Below are 23197 nucleotides of genomic sequence, written 5' to 3' on the forward strand. Positions count from 1 at the left end.
TGTCCCCCATACGGATCTCGTCACTCTTCTTTGCGTGTCGATTGGCGCGTGCCTGTTTTTCGCCATGGGCTTGGTTTCGCCGATTTTGCGGTGGGCCGCATTTGTCGCTTTGCGCAGGGGTTTGGCTGGGATAGAATCGTCTCAGTCGTAACATCATCAGAAGCAGAAAAAACATGCGCAAATCCATTCTCATTCTTGGCCTCGTCTCCGTTTCGGCCCTTGCCGGCTGTTTGCAAACAGACGGTGAGCGCGCAATCGCGGGTGCCGCAGCGGGTGCGGTCGTCGCCGACGCGACGAACAACAATGTGCTCACTGGAGCCGCTTTGGGCGCGCTCGCGGGCACCTATTGCGACGACGCGGGCGTTTGCCGCTAAACCTATTCGTCTGACAGGGCCGCGCTGCGCGCGCCCGTTTGACAGATCACAACACAGCTTCCCGGGCGGGTTCCGCCGGGGAAGCTTTTTTGTGGCCAAAACCATACCGACAACCATGACAGAAATTCCAAAGACCATCTGCGCAGTCGCGCGCGTGGTCTGGTGAGACTTGAGAAAAGGGAGAGGGACTGCGGATGTTTGACAAAATCCTGATTGCGAACCGCGGCGAGATTGCATGCCGTGTGATGAAAACCGCCAAGAAAATGGGGATCAAAACGGTCGCCATTTATTCCGATGCGGATAAAAACGCCCTGCATGTGGCCATGGCGGATGAGGCGGTTCACATCGGCCCGCCGCCCGCAAACCAATCCTATATTGTCATCGACAAGGTGATGGATGCGATCCGCCAGACCGGCGCGCAGGCGGTTCATCCAGGCTATGGCTTCCTCTCCGAGAATTCGAAATTCGCCGAGGCTTTGGCGGCCGAAGGCGTGGCCTTTGTGGGCCCCCCGGTTGGTGCGATTGAGGCGATGGGCGACAAAATCACCTCGAAAAAACTGGCCCAAGAGGCCGGCGTTTCGACCGTTCCGGGCTATATGGGCCTGATCGCGGATGCGGATGAAGCGGTGAAAATCTCCAATGAGGTCGGCTATCCGGTGATGATCAAAGCCTCCGCTGGCGGCGGCGGTAAGGGCATGCGGATCGCATGGAATGACGAAGAAGCCCGCGAAGGCTTTCAGTCGTCCAAAAACGAAGCCGCAAGCTCCTTTGGCGACGACCGGATTTTCATCGAGAAATTCGTCACTCAACCGCGCCACATCGAAATTCAGGTGCTTTGCGATGCCCATGGCAACGGGATTTATCTGAACGAACGCGAATGTTCGATCCAACGCCGCAACCAAAAGGTCATCGAAGAGGCCCCGTCGCCGTTCCTTGATCCCGAAACCCGCAAAGCCATGGGCGAACAGGCCGTGGCGCTGGCGAAAGCGGTGGATTATGCCTCTGCCGGGACCGTGGAATTTATCGTCGATGGCGACCGCAATTTCTACTTCTTGGAAATGAACACCCGTCTTCAGGTGGAACACCCTGTGACCGAGCTGATCACCGGCATCGACTTGGTCGAACAGATGATCCGGATTGCCAATGGCGAGCCGCTTTCGATGACCCAAGACGACGTGAAAATCAACGGCTGGGCGATGGAAAGCCGTCTCTACGCCGAAGACCCCTATCGCGGCTTTTTGCCCTCCATCGGGCGTCTGTCGAAATATCGCCCGCCCGCCGAAATTGTCACGGACACCAACGTCGTGCGCAACGACACCGGCGTCTATGAGGGCGGCGAAATTTCGATGTACTATGACCCGATGATTGCAAAACTTTGCACATGGGGCCCGGATCGTTTGACCGCGATTGAGAACATGCGCAATGCGCTCGATGGGTTTGAAGTCGAAGGCATTGGTCACAACCTGCCGTTCCTCTCCGCCGTTTATGACCACCCGAAATTCATCGCGGGGACCATGACCACGGCCTTTATCGAAGAGGAATATCCCGAAGGATTTGAAGGGGTTGAACTACCCTACGCGGATCTGGAACGGATTGCTGCGGCCACGGCGTCGATGTACCGTGTCGCCGAAATTCGCCGCACCCGCGTGTCGGGGCGGATGGACAACCACGAACGTGTGGTGCCCAATGATTGGGTCGTTCAAATCGGTGGTCACGATTTCCCACTGACGATCGAGGCGGATAAAACTGGCTCGACCGTGTTGATCAACGACAAAACACTGCGGTGCGAAAGCACTTGGGTTCCGGGCGACAGCTTGGCGGTGATCGACATGGGGGACAGCCATTTGACCTTGAAGGTTGGCAAGACGCCGGGCGGGTTCCGCATCCGCAATCGTGGCGCGGATATGAAGGTCTATGTTCGCTCGCCGCGCGCCGCCGAACTGTCCAAATTCATGATCGAAAAATTGCCGCCGGACACGTCCAAATTGCTGCTCTGCCCGATGCCGGGTCTGATTGTCAAAGTGAACGTCGAAGAGGGCGATGAGGTCCAAGAGGGTCAGGCCCTTTGCACCGTTGAGGCGATGAAAATGGAAAACATCCTGCGCGCTGAACGCAAAGGCATCGTGTCCAAAATCAACGCAGCGCCGGGCGACAGCTTGGCCGTCGACGAAGTGATCATGGAGTTCGAATAAGGTGATCTTGGCCGGGCGGGCATATCGCACCAAGGGCGTGCAAGCGGGGGCTGGACAAGTGTTCTCACTTTGTTCTAATTTGAGCCTTCTCTCTCGTCGCGAGGCGCCCGGCCATGACATTGCGTGTTTCAACGCTGTTTTTCGATATGAACAGCTTTTACGCCTCCGTGGCGCAGGCCGAAGAACCTGCGTTGATGGGGCGGCCTGTGGGGGTGTTGACGGCCGATGCGCCGAATGCCGCCTGTATCGCGGCCAGCATCGAAGCCAAGCGCAAAGGTGTGGGCATGGGCACGCGTCAGGACGAGGCGCGCAGTCTCTGTCCCGGCATCGTCTTTCGTCCGGTCAAACACGACATTTGCGTCGACTATCATCACGCGATTTTGCAGGCGGTGGAGACGGTCATCCCGGTCCATCGGGTCTGGTCGATCGACGAATGTTCCTGTCTCTTGATGGGATCGCAACAAGATTTGCCGCGCGCTTTGGACATTGGACGGGCGTTGCAACAGGCGGTGCTGGCGCAGGTCAGCCCGGCGTTGCGCTGTTCGGTCGGGCTTGGGCCGACGCGACTTTTGGCGAAACTCGCCGCCGGGTTGGAAAAACCGGGCGGGTTGCATTGGCTTTTGCCTCATGTGCTGCCGGATCGGATTGCGCATCTGGCGCTGGACGATTTGCCGGGGGTGTCTTGGCGGATGCGCGCGCGGTTGGAGGCGGCTGGGATCATGGATGTTCCTACGCTCTACCGCATCCCACCCAAACGCGCCCGCGCGATTTGGGGCAGCGTCTCGGGCGAACGGTTTGTGCGCGAACTCAGGGGCGAGACCGTGGTCTGGCCAGAGACCCGCAGAAACATGATCGGCCATGGGCAGGTCCTGACCAATGGAAACAAAACACCAGAGGGCGCGCGTTTGGTGTCTCGGCGGTTGCTGGTCAAAGCAGCAGCGCGGTTGCGGCGCGAGGGGCTTTACGCCCGCAACCTGTCTTTGGGGCTACGTCCCATATCGGGGCAGGGGATCAGATACGACAGCACGATCCGCGCCACGCAGGACACGTTCTTTTTGCTCAGTACGCTGTCCGGGCTTTGGGCCGCCGCGCCCGCCGCGCCACTGCGCTCTGTCTCCGTGACATTGGCGGGGCTTTTGCCCGCAGCCGATGTGATGGACGACCTGTTTGCCCCCGAAGCGGATCGACGCGGGCTTTGCCTTGCCATCGACCGGCTCAATCAACGCTTTGGACAGGACACGGTGCGTTACGGCCTCTTGCCGCCGCATCACGTGGCCTATACCGGGGCCAAAATCGCCTTTGGCCGCATTCCAACAGCCGAGGATTTTCGCGAGTAAACCGCGATCTTCCCTCTGATATCTGCGATCCGAGGGGGAGCCTATGAGAGACTGGGCTGGGTATCGAAAAGGATTGCTTGCGATTGCCCTTTTGGCGGCGATTGCCGTTGCGCTTTTCGTGTTGGCCCCCGTGCCGCGTCTCGCGCCTGTCGCCCCTGTTTCCATTGGATTGTATGGGGTCGTGTTTCTCTGTTTGTACGCCGGGCTTGTCCCGCCGCGGCTGTTGCGCAGCTTTGGCCGGGTTTTATATGTTTTTCCGCCGTTTTGGGGCATCGGGGCCGGTGCGGTTTGGATGATCTGGGCACATGCCGCAGATGCGGATAAGGCGCGGATCTATCCGGGGCTGATCACCGGGCTCATCGTTGTTTTGGGCTGGTTCGTGACCTTTGTGATTTCGAGTTATCGTGAAGCCGAACAAGCAGACCGCATCCGCCGCGATACTCTTGTGGCGATCAAGAACGAGATTTTTGCCCTCGTGGACAAAATGGACAACGTGGCTATTCGCAGCAACGCGCAACTGGTTCAGGACCGCATTGCGTCAGGTGTTACGGATGCGCAGGGAAAAGAGAGTGACTATTTCCCGTTTGCAACGATGGAAAGCGAACCCATTGTGTTTGAGGCGCTCGGCACATCGGTGCCGGGGCTGGAAGAAGCCACAGTCGCCGCTGTTGTGCGGTTCTATGCTGAATATACGGATTTGCGGCGCATGGTCGAAGACAGCCGGACGGAAGATATTAAAAGATTGCCGCGTGATCGGCGGGTTAATTTCCACAAACAGCTGACCAAACGGCGAATCGGCACACTGAGGATGGGGCTAAAAGCCCTCGTAGAGATCAATTTTGAATTGGGAATTGAAGATCCCGAAAATATCGGAAGGTCGGGTGAGAACCCGGAGATAACCCCATGATAAGTATGAGATTATATGGGTTTTTAGATGTCGCCGCTGATCGGTTTTTCGGGCGATTTTTCCGGGTGATCAATGTCTCTGCGCATCATGGCCTCCTTGCCTGTTGCATGGCTAATCTATGCTGGGAAGGTAAAGAAATCAATGCGTTCCGCGCGCGGCAGGATTATCGTTCGCTTTGCAATGCGTTCTGGATTTCTTGCTGGCGCAGCGGCGTTTTGTCAATCGCACGGGTGATTTCGCGCACATTCCATGGATCGGGTTTGCGCAACATTACGCGGCCATCTTTGTCGACGATCACAAGACCAAATCCGCGTGGACGCAGCTCTGTGCGCACCATGCTTTTGGCCGCCGGGTCGGTGTCGGTGATCACCACCACATCCCGCTCCAAAAGCGCCTCTGGGCGCGTGGCCAACAGGTCCAATTGTTCGCGGAAACTCGGATCGAGTGGGCTGTCGGCAAAGACCACCAAGACCCGGTGGGTCCATTTGAACTCGGAGAGTGCAATCTCGCCAGCGTCTTGGACAATAAATTCCACTTCCTGCGCCTGGAGCGCGGGGGATGATGTTAGAAAAACGGCAGTTAGTGCTGCGGCATAGATATGTTTCATCGGACCTCCCGGATACCCTCTATATAGGGTGCCCTGAGGGCCAAACCAAGCTTAAGCGCCCCTCATATGGGATGCGGTGACAGAAAACGGAGAGGAGCCTGAAAATGACGGACAGGAAAAAGTGGGAAGCGCTTGCCGAGAAAGAATTGCGTGGCAAACCGCTTGAGACGCTTGACTGGGAGACGCTTGAGGGCATCAAGGTCAAGCCGCTCTACGCCGAAGATGATTTGGAAGGTATGGAGCACCTTGGCAACACGCCGGGCGAGGCCCCGTTTACCCGTGGCGTAAAGGCGACGATGTACGCCGGGCGGCCCTGGACGATCCGCCAATATGCGGGCTTTTCCACCGCTGAAGAATCAAATGCGTTTTACCGCAAGGCGCTCGATGCGGGTCAGCAAGGCGTCTCTGTCGCTTTCGATCTGGCCACCCACCGCGGCTATGATTCCGATCACCCGCGCGTGGTGGGCGATGTCGGCAAAGCCGGCGTGGCGATTGATTCTGTCGAGGATATGAAAATCCTGTTTGACGGCATTCCGCTTGATAAAGTCTCCGTCTCGATGACGATGAACGGGGCTGTGATTCCGATTTTGGCGTCTTTCATTGTGACCGGCGAAGAGCAGGGCCATGACAAGGCGCTTTTGGCCGGAACCATCCAAAACGACATTCTCAAAGAGTTCATGGTGCGCAACACCTATATTTATCCGCCCGAACCTTCGATGAAAATCATCGCGGATATTATTGAATATACCGCCAATGAGATGCCGAAATTCAACTCGATTTCGATCTCCGGCTATCACATGCAGGAAGCGGGCGCGAACCTGGTGCAAGAGCTGGCCTTCACGCTGGCCGATGGGCGCGAATATGTGCGCACGGCGATCAAGGCGGGGATGGATGTGGACCGGTTCGCGCCGCGCCTGTCGTTCTTCTTTGCGATTGGTATGAATTTCTTTATGGAAGCCGCCAAGTTGCGCGCTGCGCGCTACCTGTGGACCCGGGTGATGGAAGAGTTCGATCCGAAATCTGACAAGTCCAAAATGTTGCGGACGCACTGCCAGACCTCTGGTGTCTCGCTGCAAGAACAAGATCCCTATAACAACGTCATCCGCACCGCCTATGAGGCGATGTCGGCGGCCTTGGGCGGCACGCAGTCGCTGCACACCAATGCGCTCGACGAAGCCATCGCTTTGCCGACCGAATTCTCGGCCCGCATCGCCCGCAACACTCAGTTGATCCTGCAAGAAGAGACCGGCATCACCCATGTGGTCGATCCGCTGGCGGGCTCTTACTATGTTGAAAGCCTGACCAAGGAACTTGCCGACAAAGCCTGGGCTTTGATGGAAGAGATCGAAGAGATGGGCGGCATGACCAAGGCGGTCAATTCCGGCATGCCAAAGCTGCGGATTGAAGAAACCGCCGCCCGGCGTCAGGCCCAGATCGACCGGGGCACCGAGGTGATCGTCGGCGTCAACAAATACCGCAAGGACAAAGAAGACCCGATCGACATTTTGGACGTCGACAACGTCGCTGTGCGTGTCAGCCAAGTCAAACGGTTGGAAACCATCCGCGCCAGCCGCGACGGGGCGGCAGTTGAGGCGACACTGGCCGCACTGGAAGAGGCGGCAAAATCCGGCAAGGGCAACCTGCTTGCGCTGGCGGTGGATGCCGCCCGCGCCCGTGCAACCGTGGGAGAAATCTCGATGGCTATGGAGAAAGTGTTTGGCCGCCACCGCGCCGAAGTGAAAACCTTGGCGGGCGTGTATGGCGCGGCCTATGAGGGCGACGAGGGCTTTGCCCAAATCCAAAAAGATGTGGAAACCTTTGCCGAGAAAGAGGGTCGCCGCCCGCGCATGCTGGTGGTGAAAATGGGCCAGGACGGCCATGATCGCGGCGCAAAAGTCATCGCCACGGCCTTTGCCGATATCGGTTTTGACGTCGACGTTGGCCCGCTGTTCCAAACCCCGGAAGAGGCCGCCCAAGACGCCATCGACAACGATGTGCATATCATTGGTATTTCCTCGCAAGCGGCGGGTCACAAGACCCTCGCGCCGAAGCTGATCGAAGCCCTGAAAGAACAAGGCGCCGAAGAGATTATCGTGATCTGTGGCGGTGTGATCCCGCAGCAAGATTACGACTATCTCTACAAAGCGGGCGTCAAAGCGATCTTTGGTCCGGGCACCAATATCCCGGCGGCTGCGCGTGAGATTTTGGATATTCTGAGCGCTGATCAGAACTGATCCACGGTTCAGATGCATGTAAAAAGGGCCGGGATATATCCCGGCCCTTTCTCATTCAAACCACAGGTTGCGCTCAGTGAGAGGCGTGAACTGCAGGGGAGAGGATTTCCTCTTCTGCGTCCTTGTCACCCTTGGCAGAGGGCGCGAGTTTGAGCACGGTAAAGCCGATGATCGCGGAGATCACAGAGCCTGAGAGCACGCCGATGCGCACTTCGTTCATGTGGAATGCATCCTCAAAGGACAGCCCGCCGATGAACAGTGACATGGTGAAACCGATGCCCGCAAGCGCGGCCACACCGTAAATATGCATCCACGTGGCCCCAAACGGTTTGCGCGCGGCGCCGAATTTCACCAACAGCCATGTGATGCCAAACACACCGATTTGTTTGCCCAGAATCAGACCCAATGCGATGCCCAAAGGCAGCGGTGAGAACACGTCGGCGAAGGTCACACCAGTCAATACAACACCGGCGTTGGCGAAGGCAAAGATCGGCACGATGACAAAAAAGACATAGGGCGAAAGCGCATGTTCCAGCGCATGAAGCGGAGATTTGCCCCATTTGTCTTTGAGAGGGATAAAGAAGGCGGTGATCACCCCGGCCAAGGTTGCGTGAACCCCGGATTTGAGCACCAAAACCCAAAGGATCGTGCCCATAAGAATGAGCGGTGCGATGCGGTGAATGCCCGCCCGGTTCATCAGGAACATGATCAGCAACGGGATCGCGGCCAAGAACAGGTAATCGAGATGCAGCTCTGAGGTGTAGAAAAACGCGATGATCAGGATCGCGCCTAAATCGTCCAAAATGGCCAGTGTCAGCAAAAAGATTTTGAGCGAAGAGGGGACGCGGTCGCCGACAAGCGCCAAAATGCCCAAAGCAAAGGCAATATCGGTGGCCGCCGGGATCGCCCAGCCGGAGTGAGTCTCAGGCGAGGAGAGGTTGAGCGCAAAATAGATGATCGCAGGCACAAACATGCCACCCACGGCGGCCATGCCCGGCAAAACCACATCGCGGGGATTTTTAAGTTTGCCTTCCAAAAGCTCGCGCTTCAATTCCAACCCAACCAACAGGAAAAACACCGCCATCAGGCCGTCATTAATCCATAGAATCAAAGGTTTGGATAATCCTTCTCCCCAAGAGTTACGGAGAAATATGAGGAGAGAGCGCCATCATAAAGCGGGTAAAGCGAAGAGTTAGCCACGAACATCGCGGCAACGGCAGCCACCATAAGCACGATGCCACCAGAGGCCTCACTGTCGAAGAATTGTTCCAATTTGCGCAGGAGCATTGTCTTTTTCTATTCTTTCCTGAAGGTTAATGAAAAGGGTGCGTCATGTAGAGATGGGGGCAGCCTTGATGATTTCAACAGCGTTTTAGTCAGGAAACACAAAATGCCCTACCGGATTGATCATTTGGTGATTTCTGCTGCAGATTTGCAGCAGGGCAAAGAGTGGGCTGAGGGCTTGCTCGATGTCACATTCGGGCCGCGCGGCGTGCATCCCGATATGGGGACGCACAATCATTTGGTGGCGATGCATCCTGATGCCTACCTCGAAGTGATCGCGCCGGACCATGATGCGTTGCGCCCGGATTATCCGCGATGGTTCGATTTGGACAATTTTGGCGGCCCGCCGCGTCTGACCCATTGGGCCGTCTCTTGCCCGGATTTGGAAGAGGCATGGGAATTGGCCCCGGCCAATGCTGGGCGCATTCTGTCCTTTCGTCGGGGTGACTACGCATGGCGGATGATCGTGCCGGACACCGGTGTTTTGCCCTTTGATGATTGCTTTCCCGCCCTGATCGAATGGCACTCGCCGCGTCCGGTGCCTGCTTTGCCCGACCCCGGCCTTTTGATGCGCAGGCTCAAGATTTCTCACCCCGAGCCAGACGCGCTGCGTGCGGCGCTGTCGCCCTTTGTCTCGGCGTTGGAGCATGTGCGCATTGTACAATCGGACACCCCCGGTTTGACCGCCGAAATCAGCACCCCTTCTGGAGAAATTTGGATCGCATGACACATCATCCTCACCTGCGCGACGCCACAGCGGACGATGCGCCCGCCCTCAAAGCCATTATGGCCCCGGTGATTGCGGGCTCGACCGCGTCGTTTTCCTCCGTTGAACGCGATGTGGCCGATTGGGCCGCGATGGTCACAGATCGCCACGCCCGTGGGCGCGCCTTTTATGTTGCCGAGCTTGAGGGCGAAGTGGTCGGCTATGCCACCTATGATCAGTTTCGCCCCGGCAACAATGGCTACCGCTTCACCATGGAACATTCGGTCTATCTCAATGATGCGGCGCAGGGGCGGGGCCTCGGCCGGGTGTTGATGTTGATGGTCGAAGAACATGCCCGCGAGGCCGGGTTGCATTCGATGATTGGTGCGGTTGATGGTGACAACGCCGCCTCCATCGCCTTTCACAAGGCGTTGGGGTATAAAGAGGCAGGGCGGGTGCCGCAGGCCGGGTTTAAATTTGAGCGCTGGCTCGATGTCCTGTTCATGCAGAAAATTCTGTAACATCTGTCACGCAAATGTCGCGGCTGCAGGTGTTTTTGCAGCCTGACAGCGGGGCTGCGACAGGCTAAAGTCATCTTATGTCGATTTGGTCCCTCATCATGGAGGCGCTCAAGGCGCTTCGGGCCGGTGAAAGCCTGGCCTCGGTCTTTGAACAGTTTCGTTCAGAGCCGGAACGGCGCGTGGGCTTTGCCATTGGGGTGATCGCTTTGGGCGCGAAAATGGCCAAGGCGGACGGGCTTGTCACCCGCGACGAGGTCACGGCCTTTCGCGAAGTGTTCCAAATCGCCAAAGAGGACGAAGCCGCCGCCGCGCGGGTGTTTAATCTGGCACGGCAAGACGTGGCGGGGTTCGAAGACTACGCCAAGAGCGTCAAGAAAATGTACGGCAGTGACTGCCGCCCGTTGATGGACCTGCTCGATGGTTTGTTCCACATCGCGATGGCGGACGGCGAATATCACCCCGGCGAAGATGCGTTTCTGACCCGTGTGGCCGAGATTTTTGACGTCAACGATCGGGCGTTTCGGGCCATGCGCGCGCGGTATGTCCCCGATGCGCTGCGCGATCCCTATGATGTGCTGGGGGTGGCGCCGGATGCGCCGCTCAGTGACATCAAATTGGCCTATCGCACCTTGGTGCGCGAAACCCATCCCGATCGTATGATTGCGCGTGGCGTGCCCGAAGAGGCGTTGCAATTGGCCAATGACCGGATGAGCGAAATCAATGCCGCTTGGGATGAAATCAGCGCAGAACGCGCGGCCTGACATGCGCATCGCCACGTATAATGTCGAATGGTTTGATGCGCTGTTTGACACGCATGGTCGGCCCTTGGCCGATGACGCATGGTCCGCCCGATACAATGTCACCCGCGCCGCTCAGCTTGAGGCATTGGGCATTGTTTTTACTGCGATGGACGCCGACGCGGTGATGGTGATTGAGGCCCCGGACACCAACCGTCGTCGCGACACGGTGCGCGCGCTGGAACAGTTTGCCACTTGGGCCGGGCTGCGCACCACCGCTGTGGAAATGGGGTTTGTCAACGAGACCCAGCAAGAGATTGCGCTGATGTATGACCCGACCGTGTTGCGGGCGCGCCATGACCCGATGGGGGCACCTGCGGATTTGGGGAGCGGGCTTGAGGTTCCGGCCTTTAATTCGGTGTTTCGGCTTGATCTCGACACGGATCGCGACCGTGAAGAGGTGCGGTTTTCCAAACCGCCCTTGGAGCTTGCGATGGAGACCTGTGCCGATGGCTATGCCTTTCGAATGATCGGCGTGCATGTGAAATCCAAGGCCCCACATGGCGCGCGTGGCCGCGAAGACGAGATCCGCATTTCGATTGAAAACCGCCGCAAACAATTGGCGCAATGCATTTGGCTGCGCGAGCGGGTCGAGGCGCATTTGACGGCGGGGGAGCCGATCATCGTGTTGGGGGATTTCAACGATGGGCCGGGGTTGGATGAGTATGAAAAACTGTTTGGACGCTCTGGCGTTGAGGTTGTGATGGGGCGCGAGGACCCGGATGTGGACCAAAATATGCGGCTCTATGATCCCCATGCGATCAGAGCCTTTGCGCGCCGTGGCGGTGAGGCCCTGTCATCGTCACGGTTTTATATCCAGCATGAAAAACGCTATCTGTCGGCCCTGTTGGATTATGTGATGGTCTCGCAAAATCTGCGGGCCGGGACGGCATGGCGGATTTGGCACCCGTTTGATGATCCGGTGTGTTTCACCACGCCGGAATTGCAACGGGCGCTTTTGACCGCCTCGGATCATTTTCCGGTCACGATTGACCTGACTTTGCCACCAAAGGATGAAATCTCAGAACAGATCGGGTAGACTGTCGCCATGAAACAGATTGTCGCGCGCCTCTCTTTGAGTCTTCTTGTGCTCTCGTCCTCGCCAGCAACAGCGCAGGAGGCCTCTGAAGGCATCGACCTGATGCGCGAAGGCGCGCGGATTTTGCTGGAACAGTTGTTTCAACAGATGGAGCCTGCGCTCAAAGAATTGGACGGGGTGATGGACGATTTGAACGCCTATGAGCCGCCAGTGGTTTTGCCCAATGGTGACATCCTGATCCGGCGCAAACCGCCCACGGAGGCGGGTCCTGAACCTGATCAAGACGCCGCACCCGATGGGGACATTGAGATTTAAATCCGCGCGTTAAGATTTGGCGTGTTTGATCTCGGCCTGCGCGCCCAAGCTGTTGGCGAGCGATTGAAACCGGGCCTGTGCCACTTCGCCAAACAGGTCTTCGGCCTCTGGGCGCAGGGTCAGGATCAGCACTTTCTTTTTCGGAAAATAGTCGAGTTTGGCCAGCTCATCGGGGGCTTCAAACGCGAACATCGCGCCAAAACGCATGGCTTTGCCCAAGACCTCGGCATCACGGATGTCTTTGTCTGGCAGCATTGCAATCAGATCGGCAAAGGGCGTGCCATCGCGCGAATTCTTGTAGCGATGCAACAAGGCCAACCCAAGGAATATCCGTTCATTGTGGGTCAGCCCACCAAGGTTGGCACGGGTCGCATTGTCAAAACACACCTCAGCCCGGTAGTCGGGATGCGCGCGCCATGTCACGTCATGCAACAGGCAAGCGGCGCGCACGATGCGCATTTTTTCATATTGGCGGGCGCGGAACATCGGTTCGATGAAGCGGTGCAAGCGCTTGCCAAATCCGGGCGTGCGCGCGTCTTTCATTTCGGAAAAACGACAGGCCTCGATCAACGGGTCACGGGCGCGGATTTGGTCAGGCATTTGCTCATACAAAAGCCCCTCGCGGATACCGTAGGACGAGATGCAAATCTCTTTTGGATGAAAGGCATGGACCAATTGGCGCAGCACTTCCGAGGCGATCGGAACAAGGCTCATCCGCGCCGATGAGGTGCCAGTTTTGGCGCGCAATTCATCCATATTGCTTTTGCGAATAAATTTGATCGTGTCTGTGACCGCCCGGCTCGACATCCGGTATTCGTGCAACACATGTAGCGGATAATTGCGCCGTTCCATGTCGATCCGCGCAATCGCCCGCCATGAGCCGCCGACCAGATAAATCCGTTTGTGATCCTTGCCCATTTTGGCAACGAGATCGGCCATGATCGGGGTGATATGGTCCTTAAGACCGGTGCGCCCGCCTTTGAGCCCCTGAAGTTTCAGCGGCCCAAGCGGCGAGGTCAAACGTTTGCCAACGGTGCCGCCTGTGACGACCGCAAGCTCCATTGAAGAGCCGCCAATGTCACAGACCAACCCATCCGCCTCGGGCCAGCCCAGCAAGACGCCCTGTGCCGACAGCCGCGCCTCTTCTTCGCCGTCAATCACCCAAAGGCTGAGGCCGGTCTCCCGCTCAATCTCCTCCCGAAAAGCAGGACCGTCCTCAGCCTCCCGCACAGCAGCCGTCGCAACGGCTGTGAGCGGGGGGATTCCCATGCCTTGGGCCAATTTTTGAAACCGCCGGATGGCGACCATGGCCCGCAATTTGCCTTCGGGGTTCAATCGACCGGTTTCCCGCAATCCCGCGCCCAATCCACACATGATTTTCTCATTGTAGAAATAGGCCGGACTGCGCGCCGCACCGTCAAAGACGACAAGGCGCACGGAGTTTGATCCGACATCAACCACGCCCACACGAGACAAGGCCCGCGCCTCTTCGTCGAGAAACAGAGGGCGGCCAAAGACGCCCCAATCCTGTTGCTCCGCGCCAGACTGGGCGGCATCCGTCGATGTGGTCAAAGTGTATCCCCTAGCTTCGCTCAAGACAGTGCCAAATGCGATGGGGTCCTGTCAATTGCTTGAAATCTGTGCAGAAAAGAAAACGGGTTTGGAATTAGGCCTCGGGGTCCAAAATCCGCGCCGCAAGGGCGCGCGAAATCGGCTTTCCGGCACGCAGGGCCTCGCGGTCCAGAGCCTCAACAATGTCGCGCACCGCAGCGGCCGACCGTTCCATGCGTTTGACCAGCCATGTGATCAGAGCCTCGGGCACGATAAGTTGGCGGTCCTCAAATTGCTTGACCAAAAGCACGGTCAGCAACATGTCATCGGGCGGCTCGATTTGCGCCACGGGGGTGCCTTGCATCCGGGAGGCCAGATCGGGCAGGGTCAGGGTCCAACGGTTTGGAGCCGTGCGCGCGGTGAGCAAAAGTCGCCCGCCCTCGGCCAAAGTCAGATTGTGCAGGTGAAACAACGCCTCTTCGGTCGCGCGGGCATTGGGCAGATCGGACAGTCGATCGACATCCTCGACCACAACACATCTGCGCGCAGCGAGGGCGGGGATGTCGGCCTCTGCCAACGTCGATGGGGCGAGAACCACGGCATCGCGGTCCTTCGCCCAGACCTGTGCCATATGGGTTTTGCCCGCGCCTGCCGGGCCGATCAGGACCAGTTTGCCCGAGGGCCATGTGTCCACCGCATCCAATGTGGCCAGCGCCAGCATATTGGAAGGGGCAACGAAAAACGCATCCCGCCCCAGCGCTTCGCGGGCTGGCAAGTCCAAGGTGAGCTGTTCGGCCATGGCTTAGCTTTCGCCGCTGCGAGCGTCGTATTCTGATTGGTCCTCGGGCATTGGAGCGGCCTCATCAGAGAGACCTTTGTAGAGGCGGCCCTCACGGTATTGATCCGTGGCAAACCGGGCGATCACACCGAGCGCTGCGGCAAGCGGTACGGCCACCAACATGCCGACAAAGCCAAACACCGTGCCAAAGGCAGACAGCGCAAAGATCAGCCACACCGGGTGCAAGCCGACGGAAGAGCCGACCAAATTGGGGGTTAGGATATTGCCCTCAACGAATTGCCCAAAGACAAAAATGCCAACCACGGCGGCGATCCAATACCATTCACCCCAAAACTGAAACAGCGCCAAACCGATAGCCAAAACGCCACCCACGGCGACGCCGACATAGGGGATAAAGGTCAAAATCCCGGCAATCGCGCCCGCGACAAGGCCGAATTTCAACCCCACCAGCATCAGGCTCGTGGCATAAAACGTCCCCAAAATGAGGCAGACTGTGCCTTGGCCGCGAATGAACGAGGCCAGTGTGCGATCAATATCAGAGGCGAGATTGCGGATCACCGGTGCGTAATCGCGTGGCAACAGCTTGTCGACTTCGGCGACCATGCGGTCCCAGTCGAGCAACAGATAAAAGGTGATCACCGGCACCAAGACGAGCAGCACTGCGACGTTAAACACGCTCATCGCCGAGGATAAAACAGAGGACAAAAGCTCTCCGCCCTTTGATCTGATCGCTTCACCGATCTGCAACAGCGTTTGGTGCAATTGCGAGTTTTCATCCAGTAAAACCGGGAACTTCGCGGTTAAAAAGCTCTGGAGATTGTCAAAAAGCTCTGGCGCTGTATCGACCAAATCGGTTGATTGCCGCACCAGAGTCGGCAACACCACCAAGGCGGCCAGCACGAATAAAATGACGGCGCTTAGGGTGATCGTCAATGTCGCGGCAACACGGCTCAGCCCCCATGACTCAAGCCGATCCGCCACCGGATCAAGCATATAGGCCACGGCCATACCGAGAACGAAGGGCAAAATCACATCGCCGAGCAACCACAGCACGGCAAAGAACCCTGCTGCTGCAAAGCCCCAGTATTTCATCTGATCACGGACTGGTAACGCCATAGTATCCCTTTGGTGTCGCTTTGCTTTCTTTCCATATCGCCCGAGACGGGGCGGGTTTCAAGGGGAAGAGACGGGGTCAAAACGGCCTTTCCCCTGCCCCGTAGGGGGCAAAGAGGGGCCAGAACTGCGGAAGAACAGGCATTTGCCTGCCGCTTTGGCTTGTGTGGTCCAAGGTGATCGCTTAGACCGAAGCAAACCTGATCATCACTTGAGGGCATCTCCGCATGCGTCTGTCGCGCTATTTTCTCCCGGTACTGAAAGAAACGCCGTCTGAGGCTCAAATCGTCTCGCACCGTCTGATGTTGCGCGCGGGCATGATCCGCCAACAGGCGGCTGGGATCTATTCTTGGTTGCCTCTGGGCTACAAGGTCCTGAAAAAAGTGGAGCAAATCGTCCACGAAGAGCAACAGCGCGCGGGTCACATCCCACTGTTGATGCCGACGTTGCAACCGGCTGATTTGTGGCGCGAAAGCGGCCGCTATGATGACTACGGCGAAGAGATGTTGCGCATCACCGACCGTCATGGTCGCGATATGCTTTACGGGCCGACCAACGAGGAGGTGATCACTGACATCTTCCGCTCTTATGTGCGCAGTTACAAAGACTTGCCGCTCACACTTTACCACATTCAGTGGAAATTCCGCGACGAAGTTCGCCCGCGCTTTGGCGTGATGCGGGGCCGCGAATTTCTGATGAAAGACGGGTATAATTTCGATCTGACTGTTGAAGATGCGATGCATGCCTATAACCGCCATTTGGTCAGCTACATCCGCACCTATGAACGTATGGGGCTACAGGCGATTCCGATGCGTGCCGACTCCGGTCCGATCGGCGGTGATGACACGCATGAGTTCCTCGTCTTGGCCGACACCGGCGAATCCGAGGTGTTTTATGATGTCGCCGTCACCGACATCAAACTCGGCAAACGCGAGATTGATTACGACAGCCACGAAGCCTGTCACGCGGTGATGGAAGAGTTCACCTCGCTTTACGCCCGTACTGATGAAACCCATGACGCCGCCCTGTTTGAACAGGTTCCCGAAGAGCGCCGTCGCGTGGCGCGGGGCATCGAAGTCGGTCAGATTTTCTTCTTTGGCACCAAATATTCCGAAGCCATGGGCGCGACCGTCCAAGGCCCGGATGGCAAACCGACCCCGGTCCAGATGGGGTCGCACGGCATTGGCGTGTCCCGTCTTTTGGGCGCGTTGATTGAGGCCAATCACGACGACAAGGGCATCATCTGGCCCGAAGGCGTGACCCCGTTCCATGTTGGTATCGTCAACCTGAAACAGGGCGATGCGGAGGCGGATGGCGCCTGTGAGGCGCTCTATAAATCCTTTGAGGCGCTTGGGCTTGAGCCTTTGTATGATGACCGCGACGAACGCGCGGGCGGCAAATTTGCCACCATGGACATCATCGGCCTGCCGTGGCGGATCACCGTTGGCCCGCGTGGTTTGAAAAACGGTGTCGTCGAAGTCACCTCGCGCCGCACAGGCGAGAGCGAAGAGATGACACCGGAATTGGCCATCGCGAAAATTGCTAAAATTTACGCGGATTTGTAAGGCGAAAATTGCTAAAATTTACGCGGATCTGTAAGGCGAAAATTGCTAAAATGGACACGGATCTGTAAGCGCTGATCCTTGGCGCAATAGGCAAGAAGTCGCGGTTTTGATCAACGGGGGCGGGGACATGTTTGTCTTACGCCCCCGAATCCTTTTACCCTTCGCTATGACCCTCACGTCAGATGGGGGCGAGGCAGAGGAGCGCGACATGATCGTCAAAACACTCACACTTGTGGGTGGCCTGTTCGGGGCTGCCATTGTTTCCCAGTTTCCTGAGTTTTCCCAACAATATACCCAAAGGCTCGGCGGTCAGGTGGATGCCTTGGCCGTTGTGATCACGGATTTTGACGCCTCGGCGCAAAAGGCCGATATGACGCGTGAGGATGCACTGGCCTCGATGGGCGGGTCGGTGTTTTTGGAAAACCGTCGCCGCGATATGCGCACCACATTCGCCCGCTATGATCGCTTGTCAGAAGACCTGACCATGCTGCGCGATGCCTCGCCTCTGGAACGTCTGACTATGCCGCAGCGTATCGCCGACGTCGAATTGGCGCGCACCACCTGGGACAATTTTGTGCCCGCCATGCCGCTGTCCGTGGCGGGTGGCCTGTCCGCGCTGATCGGATATGTTGCAGGATGGGGCGGTGTGTTTGCCGTGTTGTGGCTGTTGGCCTGGCCCTTTAAGCGCCGCAAATCCAAAGATGGGCTGACATTTTAATCCGCGTTTATATCGCACTGTTCACGCAGCTGTTTGGTCCAAAATCCGTGCGGGCGCTTGACCTTTGCCCTGTCAAAGGGAATGGTCTGGCAACTTTGAACGGAGCCCTATCGGACCATGACACAGGCCAAATCAACCAAGCCCTTCTCGCGTTTTGAGTGGAAAATCGCATGGGCCTATTTGCGGGCCCGGCGAGAAGAGGGCGGCGTCTCGGTGATGACGTGGATCTCTTTGATCGGCATCACTTTGGCGGTGGCGGCGCTGATCATCACGCTGGCCGTGCGCACCGGGTTTCGCGATGAATTCGTCGCCACGATCCTCGGCTCCAACGCCCATGTGACGGTCTATTCCTCGATCTATGTCGATGAGGCGGGCCAAACCGCGCGCACCATTCCGGACTATGCGCAATGGGCGACATCGCTTGCGGCCGTGCCCGGCGTCACCCGCGCAGCACCTTTGGTGAAGGGACAGGTTTTGGCCTCGTTCAACGGCAACAACGCCGGGGTTGAGATTTACGGCATCGCCCCAGCGGACCTGATGACCATCCCCCGCGTGGCGATCACTCCGGACGAACAGTGGGGCGATGTCACCCGCTTCAGTGAGGGCGTTGCCATAGGCTCCGGTGTGGCGCGCGAATTGGGCGTGACGGTTGGCGATAAGATCAAATTGATTTCGCCCGACGGGGCCAAAACCGCCTTTGGCACAAGCCCGCGCGTGTCCTCTTTCGATGTCGTCTATGTCTTTTCCGCGGGCCGCTATGACATTGATAAAACACGGGTTTACCTGCCATTCGGGCAGGCGCAAACTTATTTCAACCGGGGCGACACTGCCGATGAGATCGAGGTCATGGTGACCCACCCCGAAGCGGTCGATGAGATGACCCTTCCATTGCTGCAAGCGGTAGGGGAGCGCGGGCTGGTGTGGACGTGGCGCGATGCCTCGGGATCGTTCCTGCGCGCGCTTGATATTGAGGACAATGTGATGTTCGTCATCCTTTCAGTCCTTGTGTTGATTGCGGCGATGAATATCGTGTCCGGCCTGATCATGCTGGTCAAAAACAAAGGCCGCGACATCGGCATTTTGCGCACGATTGGTCTCACTGAGGCCTCCGTTTTGCGGATCTTTTTCATCTGCGGTTCGCTGACGGGGGTGGTCGGTACGCTGTTTGGTGTGCTTATTGGCGCGCTGTTTGCCATCTACATTGATCAAATCATGTCTTTTGTGAATTGGATGAATGGCGGCGGCGCGTGGGACCCGTCGATCCGGGGCATCTATGCGCTGCCGGCCGAACTACGCGCGGCGGATGTTCTCAAAGCCGTGTCGCTCTCGCTTGGCCTGTCTTTTGTGGTCACGATTTTCCCGGCGCGCCGTGCCGCGCGAATGAACCCGGTGGAGGCGCTGCGGTATGAATAATATGTTGGAGATCAAAGGCATCACCAAGACCTATAACGCTGGCAAGCCAAACCAGATCGAGGTTCTGCGCGGCATTGATTTGACCATTGCGCGCGGTGAGGTCGTGGCCCTGACCGCGCCGTCGGGGGCGGGGAAATCGACGCTTTTGCACATTGCCGGGCTGTTGGATGTGCCGGATGCAGGCACGGTGACGATTGCCGGGCAGGACATGACGGGGTTGGGGGATCGTCGTCGCACCGCGATGCGGCGCGCGGGCGTTGGGTTCATCTACCAATTTCATCACCTGCTGCCGGAATTCACCGCGCTTGAAAACGTGGTCCTGCCGCAACTTGCCAATGCCGTGCCTGTGGCCGAGGCCGAGGCCCGCGCTTTGAAATTGCTCGACAAGGTCGGCATCAGTCGCCGCGCCCAACACCGCCCGGCGGAACTGTCCGGCGGCGAACAACAACGCGTGGCCTTTTGCCGGGCGCTGGCCAATGGGCCGGGGCTTTTGCTGGCCGATGAACCGACCGGGAACCTTGATCCGACGACCTCGGATTTGGTGTTTGACGTGCTGATGGAACTGGTGCGCGACGAGGGCCTGTCGGCGCTCATCGCCACGCACAATCATGAGCTGGCGGATAAAATGGACCGGGTGGTGAAGTTGGATATGGGGCGGGTTGTTTAGGGGGAGATTGAACGCGCTTGCACTCGTCAGTCGCTTGGGTTGACAAAATTAATAGGCTGCATTCTCCTCGCCTTGGAATTTCAGGAGATTGACATGGCTAATTTTGAGGTTGGTGGGGCTGCCTTGGGGCGGGTCCATCGCAAGGCAAATGATAAAAAGTTTTTCTGCTATTTTACCGGATTTATACAGGGCATTGTTGCGAGTGGCGGAATTGAGCCTGAGGAGGTCAAGCCACTCTTGGATCAATGTTTTGAGTTTGCGAGAAATGTTGGCGATGAGGATGCATTTGAAATAATAGAGGATTTCAATGCGGAACTTTTGGAAGCTGACAGCCTGTTTGACGCGGCTGAATATCGGATGCGAGACATTGATCCGGATTGCGAGCGGAGCGCACTAAATAGATTTTTGGGATTCTGTGCGGGGATTGCCTGCGATGACAGAATTACGCTGGCTGAGACGGAGAAGGTTATCGCCTTTGCTCAAGAGCAGCCATCAGTGTTGGAAGATGTTGGTGCGCGTGCCGTGATATCTTGCTGTGTTGATGCTGTTGAAGATGGAGAAATTTCATCGGAAGAGTCTACGGAAATTTGCTATTCGATCTCACGGATTGTTGGTGACTGTTATGCGGATACAGGCATGTCGGCACTCGGTTCCGTTCCCGTATTTGAAGAAGCAAAAATTGACGAAATACTTGAAGGTACGAGTTTCGTTTTGACCGGTGCTTTCACGGTTTCCCCACGCCGAATTTTAGAGGATGCCATATTGGAACGTGGAGGCCTTGTCGCAAAATCCCCAAGTGGAAAAACAGACTATTTGGTTGTTGCATCTGAGGCCTCACGGGACTGGGTCCAGACCCACAAAGGAACCAAGATCATAAAAGCCATTCAGTTGCGTGAAAAATCAGGGCAGCCCCATTTTTTGTCTGAGATGAGATTGCTCAAAATACTAGACTTGTAAAATATTTCTCGTGAGCCGTGCTCACGAGAAATAATCACACATCCAATTCCTCAACAAACTGCGCGTTCTCTTGAATATACTGATACCGCAGTTCCGGTTTTTTCCCCATCAAGCGCTCGACCAAATCCGCCGTTTCACCGGGGAAATCCTCTTGGATGGTCACCCGGATCAGCTTGCGGGATTTGGGGTCCATTGTGGTCTCTTTCAAATCCTTCGCGTCCATTTCGCCAAGGCCTTTGAACCGCTGCACGTCAATCTTGCCCTTGCCGCCAAGACCCTTGTCCATCCACTCATTTTTCTCCGCGTCATCAGAGACATAGAGCCTGCGCGCGCCTTGGGTCAGGCGATAGAGCGGCGGGCAGGCCAGATAGAGGTGGCCTTGGTCAATCAGCGGGCGCATTTGGGTGTAGAAAAACGTCATCAATAGCGCCGCAATATGGGCGCCATCGACGTCCGCATCGGTCATGATGATGATTTTCTCATAGCGCAGGTCTTCGACGTTAAAGCGCGTGCCCATGCCGACGCCCAAGGCCTCGCAGAGGTCAGAAATTTCCTGGTTGGTGTTGAGCTTGCCGGAGGCCGCGCCCAAGACGTTTAGGATTTTACCCTTGAGCGGCAACAGCGCCTGCGTTTCACGTTTGCGCGCGCCTTTGGCGGACCCGCCCGCAGAGTCGCCCTCGACGATGAACAATTCTGTGCCGACGCGGTCTTTCGAGGAGCAATCGGTGAGCTTGCCGGGAAGGCGCAGTTTCTTGGTCGCGGTCTTGCGCTGGGTCTCTTTTTCCTGACGACGGCGCAGGCGTTCCTCGGCGCGCAGCACGAGGAAATCAAGGATGGAACCGGCGGATTTCGTATCGGCGGCGAGCCAGTTGTCAAAGTGGTCGCGCACGGAGTTTTCGACCATGCGCTGCGCCTCAGTGGTGGCCAGACGGTCCTTGGTTTGGCCGACAAATTCCGGCTCGCGGATAAAACAGGACACCAAAGCGCCCGCGCCTGTGGTCAGGTCTTCGCGGGTGATGTTTTGGGCCTTTTTATTGCCGACCAACTCACCATAAGCCTTGATGCCTTTGAGGATCGCCGCCCAAAATCCGGCCTCATGGGTGCCGCCTTCGGGGGTGGGCACGGTGTTGCAATAGGACTGGATAAAGCCATCGCGCGCAGGCGTCCAATTGATCGCCCATTCGACCTTGCCGGGGGCTTTGAATTTTTCAAAAGAGACGGTGCCCGCAAAGGGTTTCTCTGCATAGGTGGTGGCGCTGCCCATAGTCTCAGAGAGGTAATCGGCAAGCCCGCCGGGGAAATGGAATTTCGCCTCAAGCGGCGTGTCGCCGTCCTTGATCGCGGTTTTCCAACGGATTTCAACGCCCGAAAACAGATAGGCTTTGGACCGGGCCATGGCAAAAAGACGGGCGGGTTTCAGTTTGAGCGCGCCGAAAATTTCGGGGTCGGGGTGGAATGTCACCGCGGTGCCACGCCGGTTCGGAGCCGCACCAATTTTGGCCAGCTTGCCCTGTGGCACGCCACGGGAAAACTCCATGGCATAGAGCTCTTTGTTCTGTGCCACTTCGACGCGCAAATGATCAGAGAGCGCGTTGACCACAGAGGAGCCAACGCCGTGCAAACCGCCCGAGGTTTCATAGCTGTCGCCAGAGAACTTGCCTCCGGCGTTCAGTGTGCAAAAGATGATTTCAAGCGCGGATTTCGACGGGTCTTTCGGGTGCGCACCAATCGGAATACCACGGCCGTTGTCGCGCACGGAGACATGGCCGTTTTCATGCAGCTCGACCTCAATCCAAGAGGCGTGTCCGGCGACGGCTTCGTCCATCGAGTTGTCGATGATCTCGGCGACCATGTGATGCAAAGCGCGCTCATCCTTGCCGCCGATATACATGCCGGGGCGCAGCCGGACGTGCTCCATATCTTCGAGGACTTGAATGGAGGAGGCATCATAGGTGGAGGCTTTGGCTTTGACATTGGGATCGGGTTGGCCGGAAAGGAGATCGTCGGACATGGGTGTGGCGCTCGATTCTTAGAGTTTGCTCGTTGGGCTAGGATTAGACCATTGGGCGGCGTGTGACGCAAGCTGTTGAGACATGTGGAC

Annotated in this window: 22 protein-coding genes; 15 read left to right on the plus strand and 7 right to left on the minus strand. The window is 57.4% G+C overall.

The features are described 5' to 3' along the window. Positions 1 to 173: 173 nt before the first annotated feature. The 4 genes from DA792_RS04315 (at position 174) to DA792_RS04330 (ending at position 4810) form a co-directional block, all read left to right on the plus strand. Positions 174 to 374, plus strand: coding sequence for a hypothetical protein (locus DA792_RS04315; protein ID WP_107718411.1), 201 nt, complete (start codon positions 174 to 176; stop codon positions 372 to 374). 194 nt (positions 375 to 568) lie between these two features. Next, positions 569 to 2566 carry an acetyl-CoA carboxylase biotin carboxylase subunit gene (locus DA792_RS04320; RefSeq protein WP_107718413.1) on the plus strand — a complete coding sequence of 666 codons (1998 nt, stop codon included), beginning with the start codon at positions 569 to 571 and terminating at the stop codon, positions 2564 to 2566. 113 nt (positions 2567 to 2679) lie between these two features. Continuing rightward, positions 2680 to 3903, plus strand: coding sequence for a DinB/UmuC family translesion DNA polymerase (locus tag DA792_RS04325; protein WP_107718415.1), 1224 nt, complete (start codon positions 2680 to 2682; stop codon positions 3901 to 3903). A gap of 43 nt (positions 3904 to 3946) precedes the next feature. Continuing rightward, positions 3947 to 4810, plus strand: a complete 864-nt coding sequence (locus tag DA792_RS04330; protein WP_159075161.1) for a hypothetical protein — start codon at positions 3947 to 3949, stop codon at positions 4808 to 4810. A 163-nt stretch (positions 4811 to 4973) separates the two neighbouring features. On the opposite strand, the gene DA792_RS04335 is transcribed toward DA792_RS04330, so the two are convergent. Next, the gene (locus tag DA792_RS04335) at positions 4974 to 5417 is read right to left on the minus strand and encodes a DUF4174 domain-containing protein (RefSeq protein ID WP_107718419.1); all 444 of its coding nucleotides are present in this window, start codon (positions 5415 to 5417) and stop codon (positions 4974 to 4976) included. Positions 5418 to 5521: 104 nt separating this feature from the next. Between DA792_RS04335 and scpA the strand changes: the two genes are divergently transcribed. Continuing rightward, on the plus strand, positions 5522 to 7651 hold the full coding sequence (gene scpA / locus DA792_RS04340; RefSeq protein ID WP_107718421.1) for a methylmalonyl-CoA mutase: 2130 nt from the start codon (positions 5522 to 5524) through the stop codon (positions 7649 to 7651). Between the two features lie 73 nt (positions 7652 to 7724). On the opposite strand, the gene nhaA is transcribed toward scpA, so the two are convergent. Continuing rightward, complete coding sequence (gene nhaA / locus DA792_RS04345; protein ID WP_368074494.1) at positions 7725 to 8735, minus strand: Na+/H+ antiporter NhaA; 1011 nt, start codon at positions 8733 to 8735, stop codon at positions 7725 to 7727. Between the two features lie 23 nt (positions 8736 to 8758). Further along, complete coding sequence (locus DA792_RS23215; protein ID WP_368074495.1) at positions 8759 to 8938, minus strand: Na+/H+ antiporter NhaA; 180 nt, start codon at positions 8936 to 8938, stop codon at positions 8759 to 8761. 103 nt (positions 8939 to 9041) lie between these two features. Between DA792_RS23215 and DA792_RS04350 the strand changes: the two genes are divergently transcribed. The 5 genes from DA792_RS04350 to DA792_RS04370 all read left to right on the plus strand — a co-directional run bounded on the left by DA792_RS04350 (position 9042) and on the right by DA792_RS04370 (position 12313). Further along, positions 9042 to 9662 carry a VOC family protein gene (locus tag DA792_RS04350; protein ID WP_159075162.1) on the plus strand — a complete coding sequence of 207 codons (621 nt, stop codon included), beginning with the start codon at positions 9042 to 9044 and terminating at the stop codon, positions 9660 to 9662. Then, positions 9659 to 10162, plus strand: coding sequence for a GNAT family N-acetyltransferase (locus tag DA792_RS04355; RefSeq protein WP_107718423.1), 504 nt, complete (start codon positions 9659 to 9661; stop codon positions 10160 to 10162). The genes DA792_RS04350 and DA792_RS04355 overlap by 4 nt, the downstream gene beginning before the upstream one ends. A 77-nt stretch (positions 10163 to 10239) precedes the next feature. Beyond that, positions 10240 to 10923, plus strand: a complete 684-nt coding sequence (locus tag DA792_RS04360; RefSeq protein ID WP_107718425.1) for a molecular chaperone DjiA — start codon at positions 10240 to 10242, stop codon at positions 10921 to 10923. Further along, positions 10895 to 11998, plus strand: coding sequence for an endonuclease/exonuclease/phosphatase family protein (locus DA792_RS04365; RefSeq protein WP_107722552.1), 1104 nt, complete (start codon positions 10895 to 10897; stop codon positions 11996 to 11998). The genes DA792_RS04360 and DA792_RS04365 overlap by 29 nt, the downstream gene beginning before the upstream one ends. A gap of 9 nt (positions 11999 to 12007) precedes the next feature. Next, positions 12008 to 12313, plus strand: a complete 306-nt coding sequence (locus DA792_RS04370) for a hypothetical protein (RefSeq protein ID WP_107718427.1) — start codon at positions 12008 to 12010, stop codon at positions 12311 to 12313. Between the two features lie 9 nt (positions 12314 to 12322). On the opposite strand, the gene DA792_RS04375 is transcribed toward DA792_RS04370, so the two are convergent. From DA792_RS04375 to DA792_RS04385, 3 genes are all read right to left on the minus strand, one after another. After that, on the minus strand, positions 12323 to 13885 hold the full coding sequence (locus DA792_RS04375; RefSeq protein ID WP_107718429.1) for a Ppx/GppA family phosphatase: 1563 nt from the start codon (positions 13883 to 13885) through the stop codon (positions 12323 to 12325). A 94-nt stretch (positions 13886 to 13979) separates the two neighbouring features. Beyond that, positions 13980 to 14663 carry an AAA family ATPase gene (locus DA792_RS04380; protein ID WP_107718431.1) on the minus strand — a complete coding sequence of 228 codons (684 nt, stop codon included), beginning with the start codon at positions 14661 to 14663 and terminating at the stop codon, positions 13980 to 13982. A gap of 3 nt (positions 14664 to 14666) precedes the next feature. Continuing rightward, positions 14667 to 15779: an AI-2E family transporter gene (locus DA792_RS04385; RefSeq protein ID WP_107718433.1), complete on the minus strand. Its 1113-nt coding sequence runs from the start codon at positions 15777 to 15779 to the stop codon at positions 14667 to 14669. Between the two features lie 224 nt (positions 15780 to 16003). On the opposite strand from DA792_RS04385, the gene proS reads away from it, so the two are divergent. The 5 genes from proS (at position 16004) to DA792_RS04410 (ending at position 21096) form a co-directional block, all read left to right on the plus strand. Beyond that, positions 16004 to 17341, plus strand: coding sequence for a proline--tRNA ligase (gene proS, locus DA792_RS04390; RefSeq protein WP_107718435.1), 1338 nt, complete (start codon positions 16004 to 16006; stop codon positions 17339 to 17341). A 208-nt stretch (positions 17342 to 17549) separates the two neighbouring features. Continuing rightward, complete coding sequence (locus DA792_RS04395; protein WP_107718437.1) at positions 17550 to 18059, plus strand: DUF2937 family protein; 510 nt, start codon at positions 17550 to 17552, stop codon at positions 18057 to 18059. A 117-nt stretch (positions 18060 to 18176) separates the two neighbouring features. Continuing rightward, positions 18177 to 19472 (plus strand): lipoprotein-releasing ABC transporter permease subunit, encoded by a 1296-nt coding sequence (locus DA792_RS04400; RefSeq protein ID WP_107718439.1) that lies wholly within the window; start codon positions 18177 to 18179, stop codon positions 19470 to 19472. Beyond that, entirely contained in the window at positions 19465 to 20139 is a 675-nt protein-coding gene (locus tag DA792_RS04405) for an ABC transporter ATP-binding protein (RefSeq protein WP_107718441.1), read from the plus strand. The genes DA792_RS04400 and DA792_RS04405 overlap by 8 nt, the downstream gene beginning before the upstream one ends. Positions 20140 to 20232: 93 nt before the next feature. After that, complete coding sequence (locus tag DA792_RS04410; protein WP_107718442.1) at positions 20233 to 21096, plus strand: BRCT domain-containing protein; 864 nt, start codon at positions 20233 to 20235, stop codon at positions 21094 to 21096. Positions 21097 to 21130: 34 nt separating this feature from the next. Here DA792_RS04410 and parE read toward each other — a convergent pair whose 3' ends face one another. Beyond that, positions 21131 to 23107 (minus strand): DNA topoisomerase IV subunit B, encoded by a 1977-nt coding sequence (gene parE / locus DA792_RS04415; RefSeq protein ID WP_107718443.1) that lies wholly within the window; start codon positions 23105 to 23107, stop codon positions 21131 to 21133. Positions 23108 to 23197: the final 90 nt, after the last annotated feature.

Origin of the sequence: Celeribacter baekdonensis (assembly GCF_003047105.1) — a bacterium.
GTDB lineage: Bacteria > Pseudomonadota > Alphaproteobacteria > Rhodobacterales > Rhodobacteraceae > Celeribacter > Celeribacter baekdonensis_B.